The 15531-nt window shown below is 36.8% G+C and carries 14 protein-coding genes; 7 read left to right on the forward strand and 7 right to left on the reverse strand.

What is annotated here, in order from left to right; translation table 11 throughout:
- Nucleotides 1-180 precede the first annotated feature (180 nt).
- Together ACTJIV_RS02160 and ACTJIV_RS02165 are read left to right on the forward strand one after the other, a co-directional pair.
- On the forward strand, nt 181-876 hold the full coding sequence (locus ACTJIV_RS02160; protein WP_440625329.1) for a pseudouridine synthase: 696 nt from the start codon (nt 181-183) through the stop codon (nt 874-876).
- A gap of 202 nt (nt 877-1078) precedes the next feature.
- Nucleotides 1079-2116, forward strand: coding sequence for a quinone-dependent dihydroorotate dehydrogenase (locus ACTJIV_RS02165; RefSeq protein WP_111958752.1), 1038 nt, complete (start codon nt 1079-1081; stop codon nt 2114-2116).
- A 42-nt stretch (nt 2117-2158) separates the two neighbouring features.
- Here ACTJIV_RS02165 and ACTJIV_RS02170 read toward each other — a convergent pair whose 3' ends face one another.
- Nucleotides 2159-3043, reverse strand: a complete 885-nt coding sequence (locus tag ACTJIV_RS02170; protein WP_440625331.1) for a hypothetical protein — start codon at nt 3041-3043, stop codon at nt 2159-2161.
- An 18-nt stretch (nt 3044-3061) separates the two neighbouring features.
- Nucleotides 3062-4306, reverse strand: a complete 1245-nt coding sequence (locus ACTJIV_RS02175; protein WP_336378184.1) for a DUF445 domain-containing protein — start codon at nt 4304-4306, stop codon at nt 3062-3064.
- Nucleotides 4307-4461: 155 nt separating this feature from the next.
- Here ACTJIV_RS02175 and msrB point away from each other — a divergent pair, with 155 nt between their 5' ends.
- From msrB to ACTJIV_RS02190, 3 genes are all read left to right on the forward strand, one after another.
- The gene (msrB, locus tag ACTJIV_RS02180) at nt 4462-4899 is read left to right on the forward strand and encodes a peptide-methionine (R)-S-oxide reductase MsrB (RefSeq protein WP_174772328.1); all 438 of its coding nucleotides are present in this window, start codon (nt 4462-4464) and stop codon (nt 4897-4899) included.
- A 137-nt stretch (nt 4900-5036) separates the two neighbouring features.
- Complete coding sequence (locus ACTJIV_RS02185) at nt 5037-5792, forward strand: murein L,D-transpeptidase catalytic domain family protein (protein ID WP_223558076.1); 756 nt, start codon at nt 5037-5039, stop codon at nt 5790-5792.
- 33 nt (nt 5793-5825) lie between these two features.
- Complete coding sequence (locus ACTJIV_RS02190; protein WP_440625334.1) at nt 5826-6206, forward strand: hypothetical protein; 381 nt, start codon at nt 5826-5828, stop codon at nt 6204-6206.
- A 180-nt stretch (nt 6207-6386) separates the two neighbouring features.
- On the opposite strand, the gene fabF is transcribed toward ACTJIV_RS02190, so the two are convergent.
- The 5 genes from fabF to ACTJIV_RS02215 form a co-directional block, all read right to left on the reverse strand.
- Complete coding sequence (fabF, locus tag ACTJIV_RS02195) at nt 6387-7631, reverse strand: beta-ketoacyl-ACP synthase II (protein ID WP_440625336.1); 1245 nt, start codon at nt 7629-7631, stop codon at nt 6387-6389.
- Between the two features lie 2 nt (nt 7632-7633).
- Nucleotides 7634-8059 carry a PaaI family thioesterase gene (locus tag ACTJIV_RS02200; RefSeq protein WP_223558078.1) on the reverse strand — a complete coding sequence of 142 codons (426 nt, stop codon included), beginning with the start codon at nt 8057-8059 and terminating at the stop codon, nt 7634-7636.
- 10 nt (nt 8060-8069) lie between these two features.
- Nucleotides 8070-9338: an acetyl-CoA C-acetyltransferase gene (locus tag ACTJIV_RS02205; RefSeq protein ID WP_440625338.1), complete on the reverse strand. Its 1269-nt coding sequence runs from the start codon at nt 9336-9338 to the stop codon at nt 8070-8072.
- A gap of 11 nt (nt 9339-9349) precedes the next feature.
- Nucleotides 9350-9955 (reverse strand): TetR/AcrR family transcriptional regulator, encoded by a 606-nt coding sequence (locus ACTJIV_RS02210; protein WP_440625340.1) that lies wholly within the window; start codon nt 9953-9955, stop codon nt 9350-9352.
- 461 nt (nt 9956-10416) lie between these two features.
- The gene (locus tag ACTJIV_RS02215; protein WP_336377838.1) at nt 10417-10836 is read right to left on the reverse strand and encodes an OsmC family protein; all 420 of its coding nucleotides are present in this window, start codon (nt 10834-10836) and stop codon (nt 10417-10419) included.
- A gap of 485 nt (nt 10837-11321) precedes the next feature.
- Between ACTJIV_RS02215 and ACTJIV_RS02220 the strand changes: the two genes are divergently transcribed.
- Together ACTJIV_RS02220 and ACTJIV_RS02225 are read left to right on the forward strand one after the other, a co-directional pair.
- Entirely contained in the window at nt 11322-12200 is an 879-nt protein-coding gene (locus tag ACTJIV_RS02220; protein ID WP_111958772.1) for an AraC family transcriptional regulator, read from the forward strand.
- 409 nt (nt 12201-12609) lie between these two features.
- Entirely contained in the window at nt 12610-15531 is a 2922-nt protein-coding gene (locus tag ACTJIV_RS02225; protein WP_440625343.1) for a SusC/RagA family TonB-linked outer membrane protein, read from the forward strand.

Consider the following 15531-nt stretch of genomic DNA (forward strand, 5'->3'; position numbering starts at 1 on the left):
TTCCAATTATACTATACATTATAAACCTTCGTGGAAATGAAAAAATAAAGCAGGTAACAGCGCGAAGTTTCATGCAATTTTTAAGGAGCCGGGAACCTGCTGTCCGCTGTATCTTTTGCTTTGCAAAAGGATGCCGCTGCCATCAGGGCTAAATCAGGATAAAATTTCTACTTTTGTCTCATGTTAGAAATTCTTTATCACGACGAGCATCTTATTGCCATCAACAAACCCAGCGGATTACTGGTTCATAAATCTTTTTATTCAGGAGAAGCTGATACTTATGCTATTCGGGAGTTGAGAAATCAAATTGGGCAAAAAGTTTTTCCTGTACATCGGTTAGACCGAAAAACTTCGGGTGTTTTGCTGTTCACTTTAGATAAAGAAACACTGAGAACGATGAGCGATCAGTTTGCATCACGGGAAGTTGAAAAGAAATATATAGCAATTCTTCGTGGCTGGGCAAAAGAAGAAGAAACGATTGATTATGATTTAATTAATGAAAATGAAGTCAAGCAGAATGCAATTACTTATTATCGCCGTTTACAGACTTCAGAAATCAATTTACCTTTTTTAAAACATCAGACTTCCAGATATTGTCTGGTAGAAGCCATTCCTGAAACGGGAAGATTTCATCAGTTGAGAAAACATTTTAAACATATTCTGCATCCGATTTTAGGTTGTCGGAAGCACGGTTGCAATAAACAGAATAAATTGTGGCTTCAAACATTTGACATCAACAAAATGACACTTCACGCCCATCAATTGATTTTTAATCATCCTATTTCTAACGAAAAAATTACGGTAAATGCCACTATAGATGATGAGTTCAAAAGAGTAGGGGATATTTTGAATTTCGATTTAAGTTCGTATTCTTAAATTAAGCGCAAAGATTGTATTAATAAACTTTCTATGTTATAGAGCAAGTTTCTAGGAAATATCCTTGTCAAGGTTTTAAACCTTGACAAGGATAAAAAAACTATTGTGTTTATAGATGGTGTTTATAAAACAATTTGATAAAATATCATAGGTTAGCCGAACATTAATTTTAAATTGAGTATTTTTGTAAAACTTTTTTTCAATGTACAAAAGTATCATCAGACCCATTCTCTTCAAATTTGATCCCGAGGAAGTTCATCATTTTACATTTTCAATGCTTAAAAATTTTGGATTTCTCACCAAATTATTTTTGCCCAAACCTATTGAAGACAAGCGACTGGAAAGAGAAGTTTTCGGATTGAAATTTAAAAATCCTGTAGGGTTGGCTGCGGGTTTTGATAAAAATGCGGTCTTGTTCAATGAGTTGGGTGATCTTGGTTTCGGATTTGTAGAAATCGGAACCGTAACACCAAAAGCTCAGGCAGGAAATCCTAAGAAAAGATTGTTCCGTCTCATTGAAGATGGTGGAATTATCAACAGAATGGGTTTTAACAATGATGGTCTTGAAGCTGCCATAGAAAAACTCAAAGGAAATAAGGGGAAAATAATCATCGGTGGAAATATCGGAAAAAACACTAATACAAGCCCGGAAAACTATACCCAGGATTATCTGGACTGTTTTGAAGGCCTTCATCCCCATGTAGATTATTTCGTCCTGAATGTAAGCTGTCCGAATGTGGGAAGCCACGCCAAACTGGAAGATGTGGAATATCTGCGTGAGCTGATTACAGCAGTAAAGAAAATCAATCAATCGAAATCTGTACAGAAACCTATATTACTGAAAATTGCTCCGGATCTTAATAACAACCAGTTAGATGAAATTGTAGAATTGATTGCAGAGACAAAAATTGACGGAGTCATTGTTTCCAATACATCTGTCAACCGGGAAGGCTTAAAAACTTCACCAGAGGCTTTAGCAGAAATAGGAAATGGTGGATTGAGTGGAAAACCTATCCGTGAAAGAAGTACAAAAATGATCAAATATCTTTCCGATAAAAGCAACAGAGCTTTCCCGATCATTGGAGTAGGAGGAATTCATAGTGCAAAAGATGCAATAGAGAAACTGGATGCAGGAGCAAGTCTGGTACAGCTTTACACCGGATTTATCTACGAAGGTCCGGAACTGATCAATAACATCAATAAAGAACTTTTAAAAAGAGCCGGCAGGCTTCCAAGATAAGACAAAGAGAGTTGAGAAGCTCTCTTTTTATTTTTGATTTTGTTACTTTGATTTGGAAACAGAAGCATTTTTTATATCCACTGTCAGAATATAAGGAGGATTATTATATGATTTTTTAATATTAAACTGTAGTATATTAGCGTTTTTGGTTTTTACCTTTTGTGTTTCAGATATTCCTTCAAGGCAACTTTCAGTAAGAAATTCTTCATAGTTTTTATAATTCCAGTTCTTGGTAAAATACAAAACCCTGTATCCTTTTTCACCATCACTGGCTCCACACATTCCGCAAAAATTAAAATTGGACAAGTTTTCAAAATAAAGCAATATTCTGTTTCCTATACTATAAGCGGCTGTTGATAATAATGTATTTCCCCCCAGCCTATTCATGAAATCAAAAGTATTGAGCTTCTTATTGCCAGGAAGAAGTAAATAATTGTTATACCGGTAGATCATTGGATTGCTGGTATATAATTTAGCCGGTTGTGCTTGTTTTCCCATATAGAAAGTCCCGGAAACATTCTGTTTTTTATCACTTCTTTCAAATAACAGGGACTCCTTAGGTTTTAAAAAGCGGGCAATGCTGTCTGTTTTTTCCACTTTACGCGGAGAAGTGATAGCTTCCCTTAATTCTTTTGCATAATATTTATGTCTGTTTCCAAAATTATAGAGATAGAGCACCCCCAAATCATAAATTCCTGTTAGTGGAATTTTCTTCTGATATTTGTCGTAATAGTACCATCCGTCTACAAAATGCTGGTACTGGTTACAGTCAACAATTCCAGTGTAATTAAGCTGCATGGTAATCGGAACTCCCGAAATTTCCCCTTTGAAGATCTGTGAGGAATCTGTTACTGCTTTTAATTCAACTTTTTGACAGAAACAAAGCGCAAAAAGAGGAAATAGCAAAATGATAAATAGTTTTTTCATGGTTGGTTTTGATAGTTTTTAGAGGAAGAAATTGGCGATGGTGTAGATGATCAGGCCGACAAGTCCTCCAACAAGCGTTCCATTGACCCGGATAAACTGTAGGTCTTTTCCCACTTCCAGCTCCAGTTTTTCGCTTAGCTCTTTGCCCTGCCAGTTTCCTACGGTGGAACTGATGAGGTTTCCGAACTGATGGGTGTTTTTAAGAATATATTTATAAGCAGTCACCCGAACCCAATGATCTATCTTATTCTGAAGATTTTCATCCGTTTTTAAATTTTCAGAAAATTCATTCAGGTTTTTAGTGAGGTAGGTTTTTAAAGAAGATTGGTCATCCTGTAACTCCTTCATCAGAGTTTTCTTAATGGAAACCCAAATGTCATTAGAGTATTCATCAAGTTTATCATTTTTCAGAAGGCCGTTTTTGATGGTTTTAAATTCATCATCCCATTTCGGATCTTCCTTCAGATCGGTAGAAAAATCATGGATCTTCCGGGTAATCAGATTTCGGATTTCATGGTCAGGATCTTCTTCTATTTCCCTGAAAAAATCTGAAAGTCCACTGGCAATTTTATCTGCAATTTTATTGTCAACAAAAGAAGGGATAAATGAATAACTTCCTTTCTGTACGCGCTCTTTGATCATTTCATCATTTTCGATGATATAATCTTTGATCTGCTTGGAAAGATTGGTAACGATTCTCTGGTGGTCATTTTTTTCCAGGATATAACTGATACCATTTCCCACCACCTTATTAAGCTTGATATCATCCGTCATTTCTGAAACTTTCTTGCTGATAAACTGGCTCACAGAAGTATCATCGAGTTTATTGAGAATATCCAGAACAATATCCGAAAGATTTCTGATCAGGATTTCCTGGCTTTTTTCTTTTCCAAGCCATTCTCCGACGAAATTCGAAATTTTAAGCTTCTGGATATACGGACGAATATTTTGAGGCGAAAGAAAATTACTCACGACAAAACTGCCGAGATTATCACCCAGCCTCTGTTTACTGTTTTCGATGAGGTTCGTATGAGGAATAGGTAGCCCAAGCGGATGCCTGAAAAGAGCAGTCACAGCGAACCAGTCTGCTAAGGCCCCAACCATTGCAGCCTCGGAAAAAGCCCTCACATAGCCAAGCCAATGAGATGGATTCGACTTCTGAAGTAGGGTAGTGGCAATAAAAATAACGGCCATCAGGACAAATAATCCGGTGGCAAACATTTTATATTTTCTCAGTTGTTTTCTTTTCGCTTCGTCATTCATATTCTCAAATTTACTAAATTTGGTAATGAAACCATCATTATAACTGGGATGGAATTCAGGACTAAAATGTACAATGAAATTTTTAGTTTTCATCATATTATTAACCCTTTTTGCAGGCATGTCTGCAGAACCCCCAATCTATTAAAACCTTTCCTATGGAAAATAAAGAAGCAAAAAATAATCCATACTATTCCAGAACCGATACTTCAAAACTTGATGTTTCTAATGATGAATGGAAAAAGATCCTTACCCCGGATTTATATGCTATTGCCAGAGAGGCTGCTACAGAAAGAGCGTTTACCGGAAAGTATAATGAATTTGATGAAACCGGTGATTATTATTGTGCTGTCTGCGGGAATCATCTTTTCCGTTCTACTTCAAAATTTGCGAGCAGCTGCGGATGGCCAAGCTTTTTCGAGGCAGACAAAGAAGGTGTTTATTACAAGAGAGACACTGCGTATGGAATGGAAAGAGTGGAAGTGCTTTGCAAACGGTGTGACTCCCATCTCGGACATGTTTTTGATGATGGTCCGAAACCTACGGGACTGCGGTATTGTATGAATTCTGTAAGCCTGGAATTTGTTCCGGATTAGCCAAAAAATACAGCTTTAATTCACAAAATCAGGACGTTAAAGTTTCTTAAATTCAGTTAAACTTTGTGGACTTATAAGTGTCTGGTAATTATGTTTTTATAATTTTGCCTCACTAATTTGGAATTTAATATTATTGAATGAAAGGAATTTATAGTGTATTAGGCCTGGTGTATATGGTCACGACTTCATTCTATCTTTCGCCGGGAAAGGCAGTAAAGAATGAGAATGTCAATACAGCAAAAATTGTAAAAGTAGCAGACACGAAATCTGAGAAGACCGCTGGTACAGCATCTTCGTCAGAAGAATTGTACAAATCAATTCCATTTGACCCTGAACATGAACTGAATTACGAAGTTTTCGCAAAAGCATTGACAGGTTTTGAAAATTTAAAAAAAGCAGGACTACTGAACCAAGACTCGCATTTATTGACTATCTGCGATTTTTCTATGTCTTCGAATACAAAAAGACTTTGGGTAATTGATACCAATGAGAAAAAGGTACTGTTCAATTCACTGGTAGCACACGGAAAAAATACAGGCGAAGAATTTGCGTCGAATTTTTCTAATACGGAAAGTTCGCTGCAGAGCAGCTTAGGATTTTATATCACAGATGCTACTTACCAGGGAGACAACGGATATTCTTTGAAATTGTTGGGGATGGATAAAGGTTTTAATGATGCCGCCTACAGAAGAGCTATCGTGATGCACGGAGCAGATTATGTAAGCGACGAGTTTGCATCCATGCACAAAAGAATAGGAAGAAGCTGGGGATGTCCGGCGGTTCCGAAAGCATTAACGCAGCCAATCATTAATACCATAAAAGGGCGAAATTGCCTTTTTATTTATTATCCCGATCAGAAATACCTTTCTTCTTCGGAATGGCTGAGGTCTTAATTCAGAGTAATTATTGTATAAAAATAGTATAATTTGAAAAGCACAAGTGATTCTGTTCCTGCCGTAAGGCTCGTGAATAATCCTGATGGGACCAGTAATTTCGAAATAGGAAAAATTCCTACTTTGAAGCAGATGAACACAAACGCTTTTTGGATAAGTACTACCACTGAAGAGTGGGAAAAAGAGGTACACACTGCCCCGCGAAAGCAATATGTGGTAACGCTGAAAGGCAAGATCCGGTTTAAGGTAAGTAATGGTTCCACATTCCATATCGAACCGGGAATTATCCTTTTAGCAGAAGATGTAGAAGGCGAGGGGCACAGTTGGGAAATAGAAGAAGGTGAACAATGGGAAAGGTTATATATTCCAATTGCAGACAATGCGGATGATTTTTTTATACAGGATTCTGAGTAAAAGATCTGTCATTTAAGAAAGTAATAAATTTCTTAAAAAGAAGAATGAAAGGCAAAAAGCAGTCAATTTTGACTGCTTTTGTTGTTATTTAACCTGAATTTGGGTTACTGCTTTTGGTTTTATCCTTGTCAGGGATAATTAAGCAGATTCTGTTAAACCTGCAAATTAAAAACCATTCAATTAACCGTTGAATTTTTTAAAAACCAAACTCGCATTATGTCCTCCAAATCCAAAGGCATTGCTTAACGCGAAATTAATATCCTTTTCTTTAGCTTCCCCAAAAACGATATTTACATCTTTCGGAATGCTTTCATCAATATGATGAAGATTGATAGTAGGAGGGATAATTCCTTTTTCCACAGCCTTGATAGAAAGGATGGCTTCTGCGGCGCCTGCAGCACCCAGTAAATGCCCTGTCATGGATTTTGTAGCACTGATATCAAGATTTTTATTTCCTCCGAATAATGTACTGATCGCTTTCAACTCTACCAGATCTCCAAGCGGAGTGGAAGTAGCGTGAGGGTTCAGATAATCAAGATCTTCAATATTGGCACCAGCTTCTTTCATAGCCAGCTGCATGGCTTTAATGGCACTGACTCCCTCCGGATGAGGTGCAGTCATATGATACGCATCTGCGGTCATAGCAGCACCAGCCAGTTCAGCATAAATTTTGGCTCCTCTTGCTTTGGCATGCTCATACTCTTCAAGGATCAAAGCGCCGGCACCTTCACCCATGACAAAACCGTCTCTGTCCGCATCATACGGACGGCTTGCTGTAGCGAAATCATCATTTCTGGTGGACATTGCTTTCATAACCGAGAAACCACCCACAGAAGCAGGCGTAATAGCTGCTTCAGAACCGCCGCTCACAATCACTTTAGCTTTTCCAAGACGGATATAGTTGAACGCATCCATTAATGCGGTGTTTCCTGTTGCACAGGCTGAAATGGTTGTATAACTGATTCCCTGCAGTCCGAATTTCATAGAGATCATTCCTGAAGCCATATTGGCAATAAATTTAGGAACAAAGAAAGGATTGAATTTTGGCGTTCCGTCTCCGTCTGCAAAATTCATAACCTCAGTTTCAAATGTGATCATGCCGCCTTGTCCGGTTCCCCAGATCACGCCCGTATCGAATGGGTCCATTTTCTCGAATTCGAGCCCTGAATCCTGAATTGCTTCTGTAGAAGCATACATTGCATATTGTGAAAATAGGTCACTTCTTTTTATTTCATTATGGGTCAGGTATACTTTCGGATCAAAGTTTTTCACTTCACAGGCGAAGTGCACTTTAAATTTCTCTGAATCAAAATGGGTAATTATACCTGCTCCACTTACACCGTTAATGCTATTTTGCCAAAAATCTTCGACATTGTTTCCCAATGGCGTTACCGCACCCAGTCCTGTAATGACAACTCTTTTCATACTTAGTTATTAATTTTGAATAGATTAGAGGTTCCCCTGGCAATCAGTCTTGTTTTGTCTGCGTTCCATATTTCGCATTGTGCATTGACAAACTGCCTGCCTCTTTTTATAATTTTCGTTTCGGCTACAATATTATCATTTTCTTTTGCAGTTGAAAAATAATCGATCACATTATTGATGGTCGTTATGAAAGAATTTTCGTTCAGGGAGAACATGGTAGCCCCAATAATGTCATCAACGATGGCTGCTGTTACACCGCCATGAAGATTTCCAATGGGATTAAGCCACTCCGGTCTCACGGTATATTGGAATTCAAGATGTCCTTCTTCTGCAGAAACTACAATAGGGTTGAGCCATTTCATAAACGGAGATGGCGATTGGTCAAATTCCTTTCCAATGAATTGCTGCAGTTGTGTTAATCTGTCCATATTTCTCTTTTTACTTTTCTAAAATCATAGTTACACCCTGTCCGCGCGCAGCGCAAATAGAGATGAAGCCTTTCCCACTGCCCTTTTCGTGAAGGAGTTTTGCTAAGGTACCGATTATTCTTCCGCCGGTAGCTGCAAAAGGGTGTGCTACTGCGAGGCTTCCGCCTTTTACATTCAGTTTATCCCTGTCAATTTTCCCCAGTGCTTTTTCCAGTCCGAATTTTTTAGCAAGATCATCATTTTCCCATATCTTGATGGTGGCAAGGACCTGTGCGGCAAAAGCTTCATGGATTTCATAATAATCAAAATCTTCCAGACTCATTCCTGCCTTTTTAAGCATTCTGTCTGCTGCAAAAACAGGGGCAAGAAGTAGATTTTGTTTGTTTTCTACATATTCAATTCCTGCCACTTCTGAGAAAGTAATATAGGCTAAAACAGGAAGACCATTGGCATTGGCCCATTCTTCACTGGCCAGAAGTACGGCAGAAGCGCCGTCTGTAAAAGGAGTTGAATTTCCGGCAGTCAGAGTTCCGTTCTCTTTATCAAAAGCAGGCTTCAGCTGTGAAAGTTTTTCAAGGCTGGTGTCTCTGCGAAGATTATTGTCTTTATCTAAGCCGAAAGCGGGAATGATCATATCATCAAAAAATCCTTCATCATAAGCTTTGGCCATGTTTCTGTGACTTTTGAATGCTAATTCATCCTGCTCCTTACGGGAAATCTGGTAATATTTTGCTGTAATTTCCGTATGCCCACCCATCACCAGACCGGTTTTCGGTTCCTGTCCTCTGTAAGGAATAGGCATCCAGTCTTTCAACTTTGGGCTTAACAGTTGTTTAAGTTTTTTAAATACTGATTTTTCTTTATTGGCTTTTAACAAGGCTTTCCTTAATCTCGGTGCGGATTCAAACGGAATATTACTCATCGCTTCAACGCCACAGGCAATTCCACTTTCTATCTGTCCCAACGCAATTTTATTTCCAATGTATACGGCTGCCTCAATTCCGGTATCACAGGCTTGCTGAAGATCACATGCTGGAGTAGCAGGATCAAGCGCAGTATTCATCACTGTTTCTCTGATGAGGTTGCTTTCTGAAATATGTTTGATAACGGCGCCTCCAGCTACTTCGCCTAAGAGTTTTCCCTGTAAATGATATTTGTTAATCATTCCGTTGAGAGACGCTTCCAGAAGCTCCTGGTTATCCAGGTCTGCATAGGCTGTATTAATTCTGGCAAAAGGAATTCTGCTGTATCCTACAATGGCCACTTTTTTTGTTTCCATATTTAAAAGTTTTATGATGGAAGTATTTTTAGCTCTTTATTGATCATGAATAATATTCTGTCTAAAGCCAGGTTTAAGTATTTTTCATCTTCTGTTGTTTTAGAAAGAAGAATTCCGCCCTCAATGAGCATAATAAATAGTGACCCGTATGTGTCAGCATCGATATCCGGGTGTATTTCTCCTGTTTTCTGCCCCTCAATAATGACGGCTGTTATTTTTTTGATCCAGCCTTCAAACGATTGGGTCACCTGTTTCTTCAGGCTGGGGAAGGTATCATCAGCTTCGGTGGCGGCATTCATCAGAGGGCAGCCTCCATTTTCAAAGACTGCTTTCCAGTTTTTACGGTAAAAACTGACAAAAGCATTTAACTTATCAATCGTAGTTGGAAATTCCTCTCCTAAAGATCTGGCCATACTTTTAGACAGAAGACTGGAGTTGTATTTGTAAACTTCAAGCGCAACCTGATCCTTATTGTCAAAGTTTCCGTAGATACTGCCTTTGGTAAGGCCCGTAGCTTCAGTAATGTCAGATAAAGATGTAGACAGATAACCCTTGGTATTGAACAAAGAAGCTGTTTTCTCAATAATAAACTGTTTGGTCTTTTCTGCTTTTGACATTTTAAGTATTTAATATACTGCAAATATACATAAAATATACCGATTGGTATATTTTGTTTTGAAATTGTGTGCTTTACTTTAACAAATATGCTCCTGAAAAGGTTCTGCTACAAAAGGAACAAAAGTTTTAAGACACTTAAGTTGATCTAAAGTTTAAAATCATTGTGCTAAAGAAGATCACTTAAGTTTTTTGAAAATCTTTGATTTTCATAATCTATTGGAGTCTAATAAAAAAATCTGTGTAATCTGTGTGATCTGTGGGAAACACTTTTCTGCTTAATTTGAGAATTTCAGATAAAATGTTTTCACAAAAAAAATAAACCATTAAGATCTTTTAAGCAGTAAGATTAATCAAGAATCTGCCAGCGGATAGAAGCAGTTTACTTAAAAATATTGTTTGATATTCTTAACCTTCCTTAATCACTTAAAAAAATCTTAATGGTTCAATAAGAATTTTGCTGTTATTGAGCTAAAGTAGCACTCAAAGTAATTTCGAAATTGAAAGCTGCACTTACAGGACAACCTTCTTCTGCAATTTTAGCATATTTTTGGAATTCCTCTTCAGAAAGTCCCGGAACTTTTGCGGTAAGAGTCAGTTCAGATTTTGTGATTTTTCCAATGCTTGGATCTAGGGTGATCACAGAGGTTGTTTTTAATTCTTCAGGAGTAAAACCAGCCTGGGAAAGCTCGGCACTCAGTTTCATCGTAAAACATCCTGCATGTGCTGCCGCCAATAATTCTTCGGGATTTGTCCCTACTCCGTCTGCGAAACGGCTGTTGAAAGAATACTGGGTCTCGTTTAAAGTTGTGCTTTGAGTAGTTAAGTGTCCTTTACCTTCTTTGATGTTACCGTTCCAAACGGCTGTTGCGTTACGTCTCATAATGTTTGTTTTGTTGTTGTTTTAATATGTTGTTTTGATGATACAAAGATAGAGCGGTTGTAAGCCGGAATCAATGGATAAAAAGCCTTAAATATTGTACTTTTTTCCCGATAAGTAATTTTTGAAACTTTATCATGATAAAATCTATACTACATTCATAGTCCGAAATTAAAAAGTATTTTAAATGTCATATCTGAATTAAGTTCTACTGATGGCTTTGGATTTTTATAGTGGCTTCTAAAAATAACCGTCACCTCATATAATTTAGCTAAAGATACAAAAAGGCGTTTTGAAATTATCAACAGAATACATCTATTATTTAAAAGCATTATTGTTATTTATAATAGACATTAATTTAAATTCTAATTTGCTGTTTTTATTAAAAATAAAGAAAAAATAAAAATTATATATTAATTGATTGGTTTTTTATCAAATTTGTAAAAAGTTCTGTATTGAATAATAACTTTAATTTTTTCAAAGATTAGATGAGCAAGCTAGAAAATATTTTGAGAGAAATAACTCCATTATCTCCCGAGGACAGCTTTCTTGTGTTTGACCGGATAAAGGCTTCTTTTGATTTTCCGTATCATTATCATCCGGAGATCGAGATCAATTTTATCAGCAAAGGAAAGGGATACCGCCGTATGATCGGTGATCACACAGGGGAGATTGGCGATATCGAACTGGTGTTGGTGGGTCCCAATCTTCCGCACTGCTGGGCCAATCATAAATGCAAAAACAGGAAAACCCATGAAATCACAGTGCAGTTCAATCAGGATTTTTTTAATCAGTCCATGATGGATAAAAATATCCTGAAACCTATCAGCAACCTGATGAAGGACTCCATCCGGGGCATTTTATTTTCTCAGGAAACGGCAGAAAAGCTTAAAGACTCTTTTTTCAACTTATCCAAAATGAACAGTTTTGAATCTTTTATTGAGATCATGAAAATTCTTAATGAACTGGCCATTGCCGAAGACAAGACATTGTTATCCTCTTACAGTATAGAGCTTGAAACCTTTGCCGATAATGATAAAATGAAGATAGTTCATGATTTTGTGCATAAAAATTTTGAAAGCAAAATAACACTTCACGACGCTGCATCCCTTATCAATATGAGCAGCGTAACTTTCAACAGGTTTATCAAGAAAAGAACAGGCAAAACCTTTGTGAATTATCTGAATGAAATCAGGATCAGCTATGCGGCAAGATGGCTCATGGAGAAAAATCTGACGGTTTTTGAGACTGCATTTGAAGCCGGTTTTAATAATATCGCCAATTTCAATAAAGTTTTCAAGTCTATTAAAAAAACAACCCCTACAGAGTTTAAAGAGCTTTTTAAAGGAGTGAAAAAAATCGAGTAATCCTTTTTATTAAATAAATACATTTTAATCATAAGATCCGGATAGTTGTATCCGGATTTTTTTGATGTAATCAAATGTATTTTAATCAAAATATGCTGAAAAAGCACTACATATTAATTATAAATAATAAGTCTGATATCTACTTACCATACTGTAAATCAGGGTGTAATTTCGGTTTAACAAAAACGTATGAAAAAATAATATCGTTTTATGATAAAATAGCATTATATCTGACTGTGAACAAAATTTAGATTTGTTAATGTGAATTAAATCTTAACAAAACTTTAATTATTTGATGTGAATAGGATATAATGTTGCAGAAAAACGAAGATAAATCCTGTTTTAAAATCTAAACAATATTTAAGGCAATGTAGTTGATTCTCAAATAAATCTTAATAAAACTAACCTTATGAGAAAAACTGTTATACCGGTTTTATTAGCTATTTCTTTATCTGCCTACGCACAGGAAACAAAACAGGCAGATACTGCTAAAACAACCAAAATTGAAGAAGTGGTGGTGACCTCTTTGGGGATTAAAAGGCAGGCTCGCTCCCTTACTTACTCTAGCCAGCAAATAGGAGGAGATGAACTTACAGAAGTAAAAACGCCCAATCTTTTAAACTCTATTAACGGGAAAGTTTCCAATGTACAGATTAATAAAACCAATGGTGGTGTCGGAGGTTCCGTAAGAATCACCATGAGAGGTGACAAATCCACAAGAAATAGCCAACCTTTGTATGTTATTGATGGAGTTCCTATCGTCAATAATACAGGTATTACAGGAACAGGAGGTCCAAACGTAGATTATTTTTCAGGAATGCCAGACACTGGAGATGTTTTAAGCACAATAAATCCTGAAGATATAGAAAGCATCAACTTCTTGAAGGGTGCTTCTGCGGCGGCCTTGTATGGATCGCAAGGAAGTAATGGTGCAGTTTTGATTGTGACGAAAAAAGGAGTTGCAGGAAGGAGCAGTATTTCGTTTTCATCCAGCATTACTTTCGATGATGTTTACAATTTACCAAAATTACAAAACAGTTATTTACAGTCAACCCCTTATAATGCGGCTACCGGAGCTACAGGTACTTATGATAGCTGGGGGGCAAAAGGAGCTTCTAAAGATTATGTGAAAAATTTTTTCGATACAGGAATTACAAGGATCAATAGTTTGAGTTTCCAGGCAGGGAATGAAAAAACAACTAATTTTTTCTCATTGGGTAGTACTAATAATACCGGTGTAATCCCAACTTCTACATTTGATCAATATAATATTAACTATAGAAATTCCAGTAAATTTCTTAACGATAAACTGACATTGGATGCCAACGTAATGGCTTCTTTGCAGGATTCTAAAAATAGATTAACACCGGGTTCTTACTTCTCGCCAATTAGTAATTTATATTGGTTGCCAAGAGGAATCGATTTTGATCAATTCAGTGGAGATAACTATACCTATTTTAACAATACCCGTTTTTTACCTGCACAAAACTGGTGGGCAATCAGGCCGGATGGTGGTTTTGAGGATAGTGAAACCCAAAATCCTTATTGGATTCTCAACAAAAATCCTGTTACGACCAAAAATAAAAATTTCTACGGATCTGCAAGTTTAAGTTATGCCTTAAACAGCTGGTTAACTGCAAAATTAAGAGGGAATTATAATTATTATAATTCTGACACACAACGAAATATTTATGCGTTTTCTAATAATACTGTGAGTGGTATCAATGGAAAATTATCAAAAAACACCATTGAGAAAACCACAACGTATAGTGACTTTATCTTAGCGGGTAGCCCAAAAATCAGTGATAATTTAAGTTTTGATTTTACGGTTGGAACAAGTATTTCTGATCTTAAATATACAATTACCAATATAGAAAACAACAGATTATTTACTGCCAATCTTTTTACTTTAAATAACCTTGCTTGGAATGGTGAGGGGAATGGCTACAAAATTGACACCCCACATCGACAAGATCAGTCGGTTTTTGCAAGTGCCAATTTTGGATACAAAAGATTATTGTATTTAGATCTTACGTATAGAGTCGATTGGTCTTCTACATTATCAAAAGCCCCTAAAAATAATTTTGATTATTATTCCGCAGGTCTTAACTCTATTTTAAGCGATGTTTTCAAGCTTCCTGAAGCTATTAACTTTTGGAAAGTAAGAGCATCATATGCAACTGTGGGGAATGCTTTAGATCCTACATCTACCAACCCACAGCCTATTTTTAATGGTGGTGTAATTACAGGATCTTATAGCTCAGCACCTGTTGATATTGTAAACTTTCCACAATTTGCCTATCTGTTTCCACAACCGGAAATGAATAAAACGTTTGAAGCGGGAACAGAATTCAGGTTGTTTAATAATAGATTGAGTTTCGATTTTACGTACTATAATTCAAATGTATCCAATCAATATCTAAAAAATGTAAGTACAGGAGGCAGTATATATGGTACCAATCTGGCAGGAATTGACATCAGTGCAGGAAAAATTCAGAATACTGGTTTCGAATCCAGTTTGTCTTACAAAGTATTGGATTCTAAGAAATTTGGTTGGACGGTTGCTGTAAATGCTTCTGCAAATAAAAATAAAATAAAAGAAGTATTCCCAATCGGTTTCTATACAGGAAGTGGTGATGTAAAACCGTTTTTCTTGACTGGTGGTGGCTACAACGGAATTAAAGTAGGTGGTTCTTTCGGAGATATTTACGGAACTGCTTTCTTGAGAGATGCACAAGGAAGGATTGTAGTTACTGCAGAAGGAGTTCCGCAATTGGCTGCAGACAGACAAACGTATTTAGGGAATCCCAATCCTAAATTTATGTTAGGTTTTAATAACACATTTAATATCGGGAAAGTAAATATTAATTTCCTGATTGATGGTAAATTCGGGGGTAAAGTACTGGGGATTACACAGGCTTTGAATGACAAAAAAGGAGTAAGCCAAGTTTCTGCAGATGCCCGAGACAATGGAGGTGTTTCTATTGCCAATGCAGCCTATGCAAATGGAACGACATACACAGGAAAAACGGATGCAAGAGCATATTATGATGTAGTCGGAGGTTCAGGAGGCATTAATGAAGCGTATATGTATAATGCAACAAATGTAAGATTAAGACAGGCTTCTATTTCTTATCAATTCAGTATAAACGGTAAATATTTCAAAGATGCAACGCTAAGCTTGATTGGAACCAATTTATTCTTCCTATACAACAAAGCGCCATTCGATCCGGAACAGGTATCCGGTGTAAACCCGGGTGGAGTTGGGGTAGATATTCTTGGTATGCCGGTTACCCGTTCGATAGGTTTCTCAGTAAAAGCAAACTTTTAA

This window comes from Chryseobacterium sp. 22532 (genome assembly GCF_052044665.1).
Classification (GTDB): Bacteria; Bacteroidota; Bacteroidia; order Flavobacteriales; family Weeksellaceae; genus Chryseobacterium; species Chryseobacterium lathyri.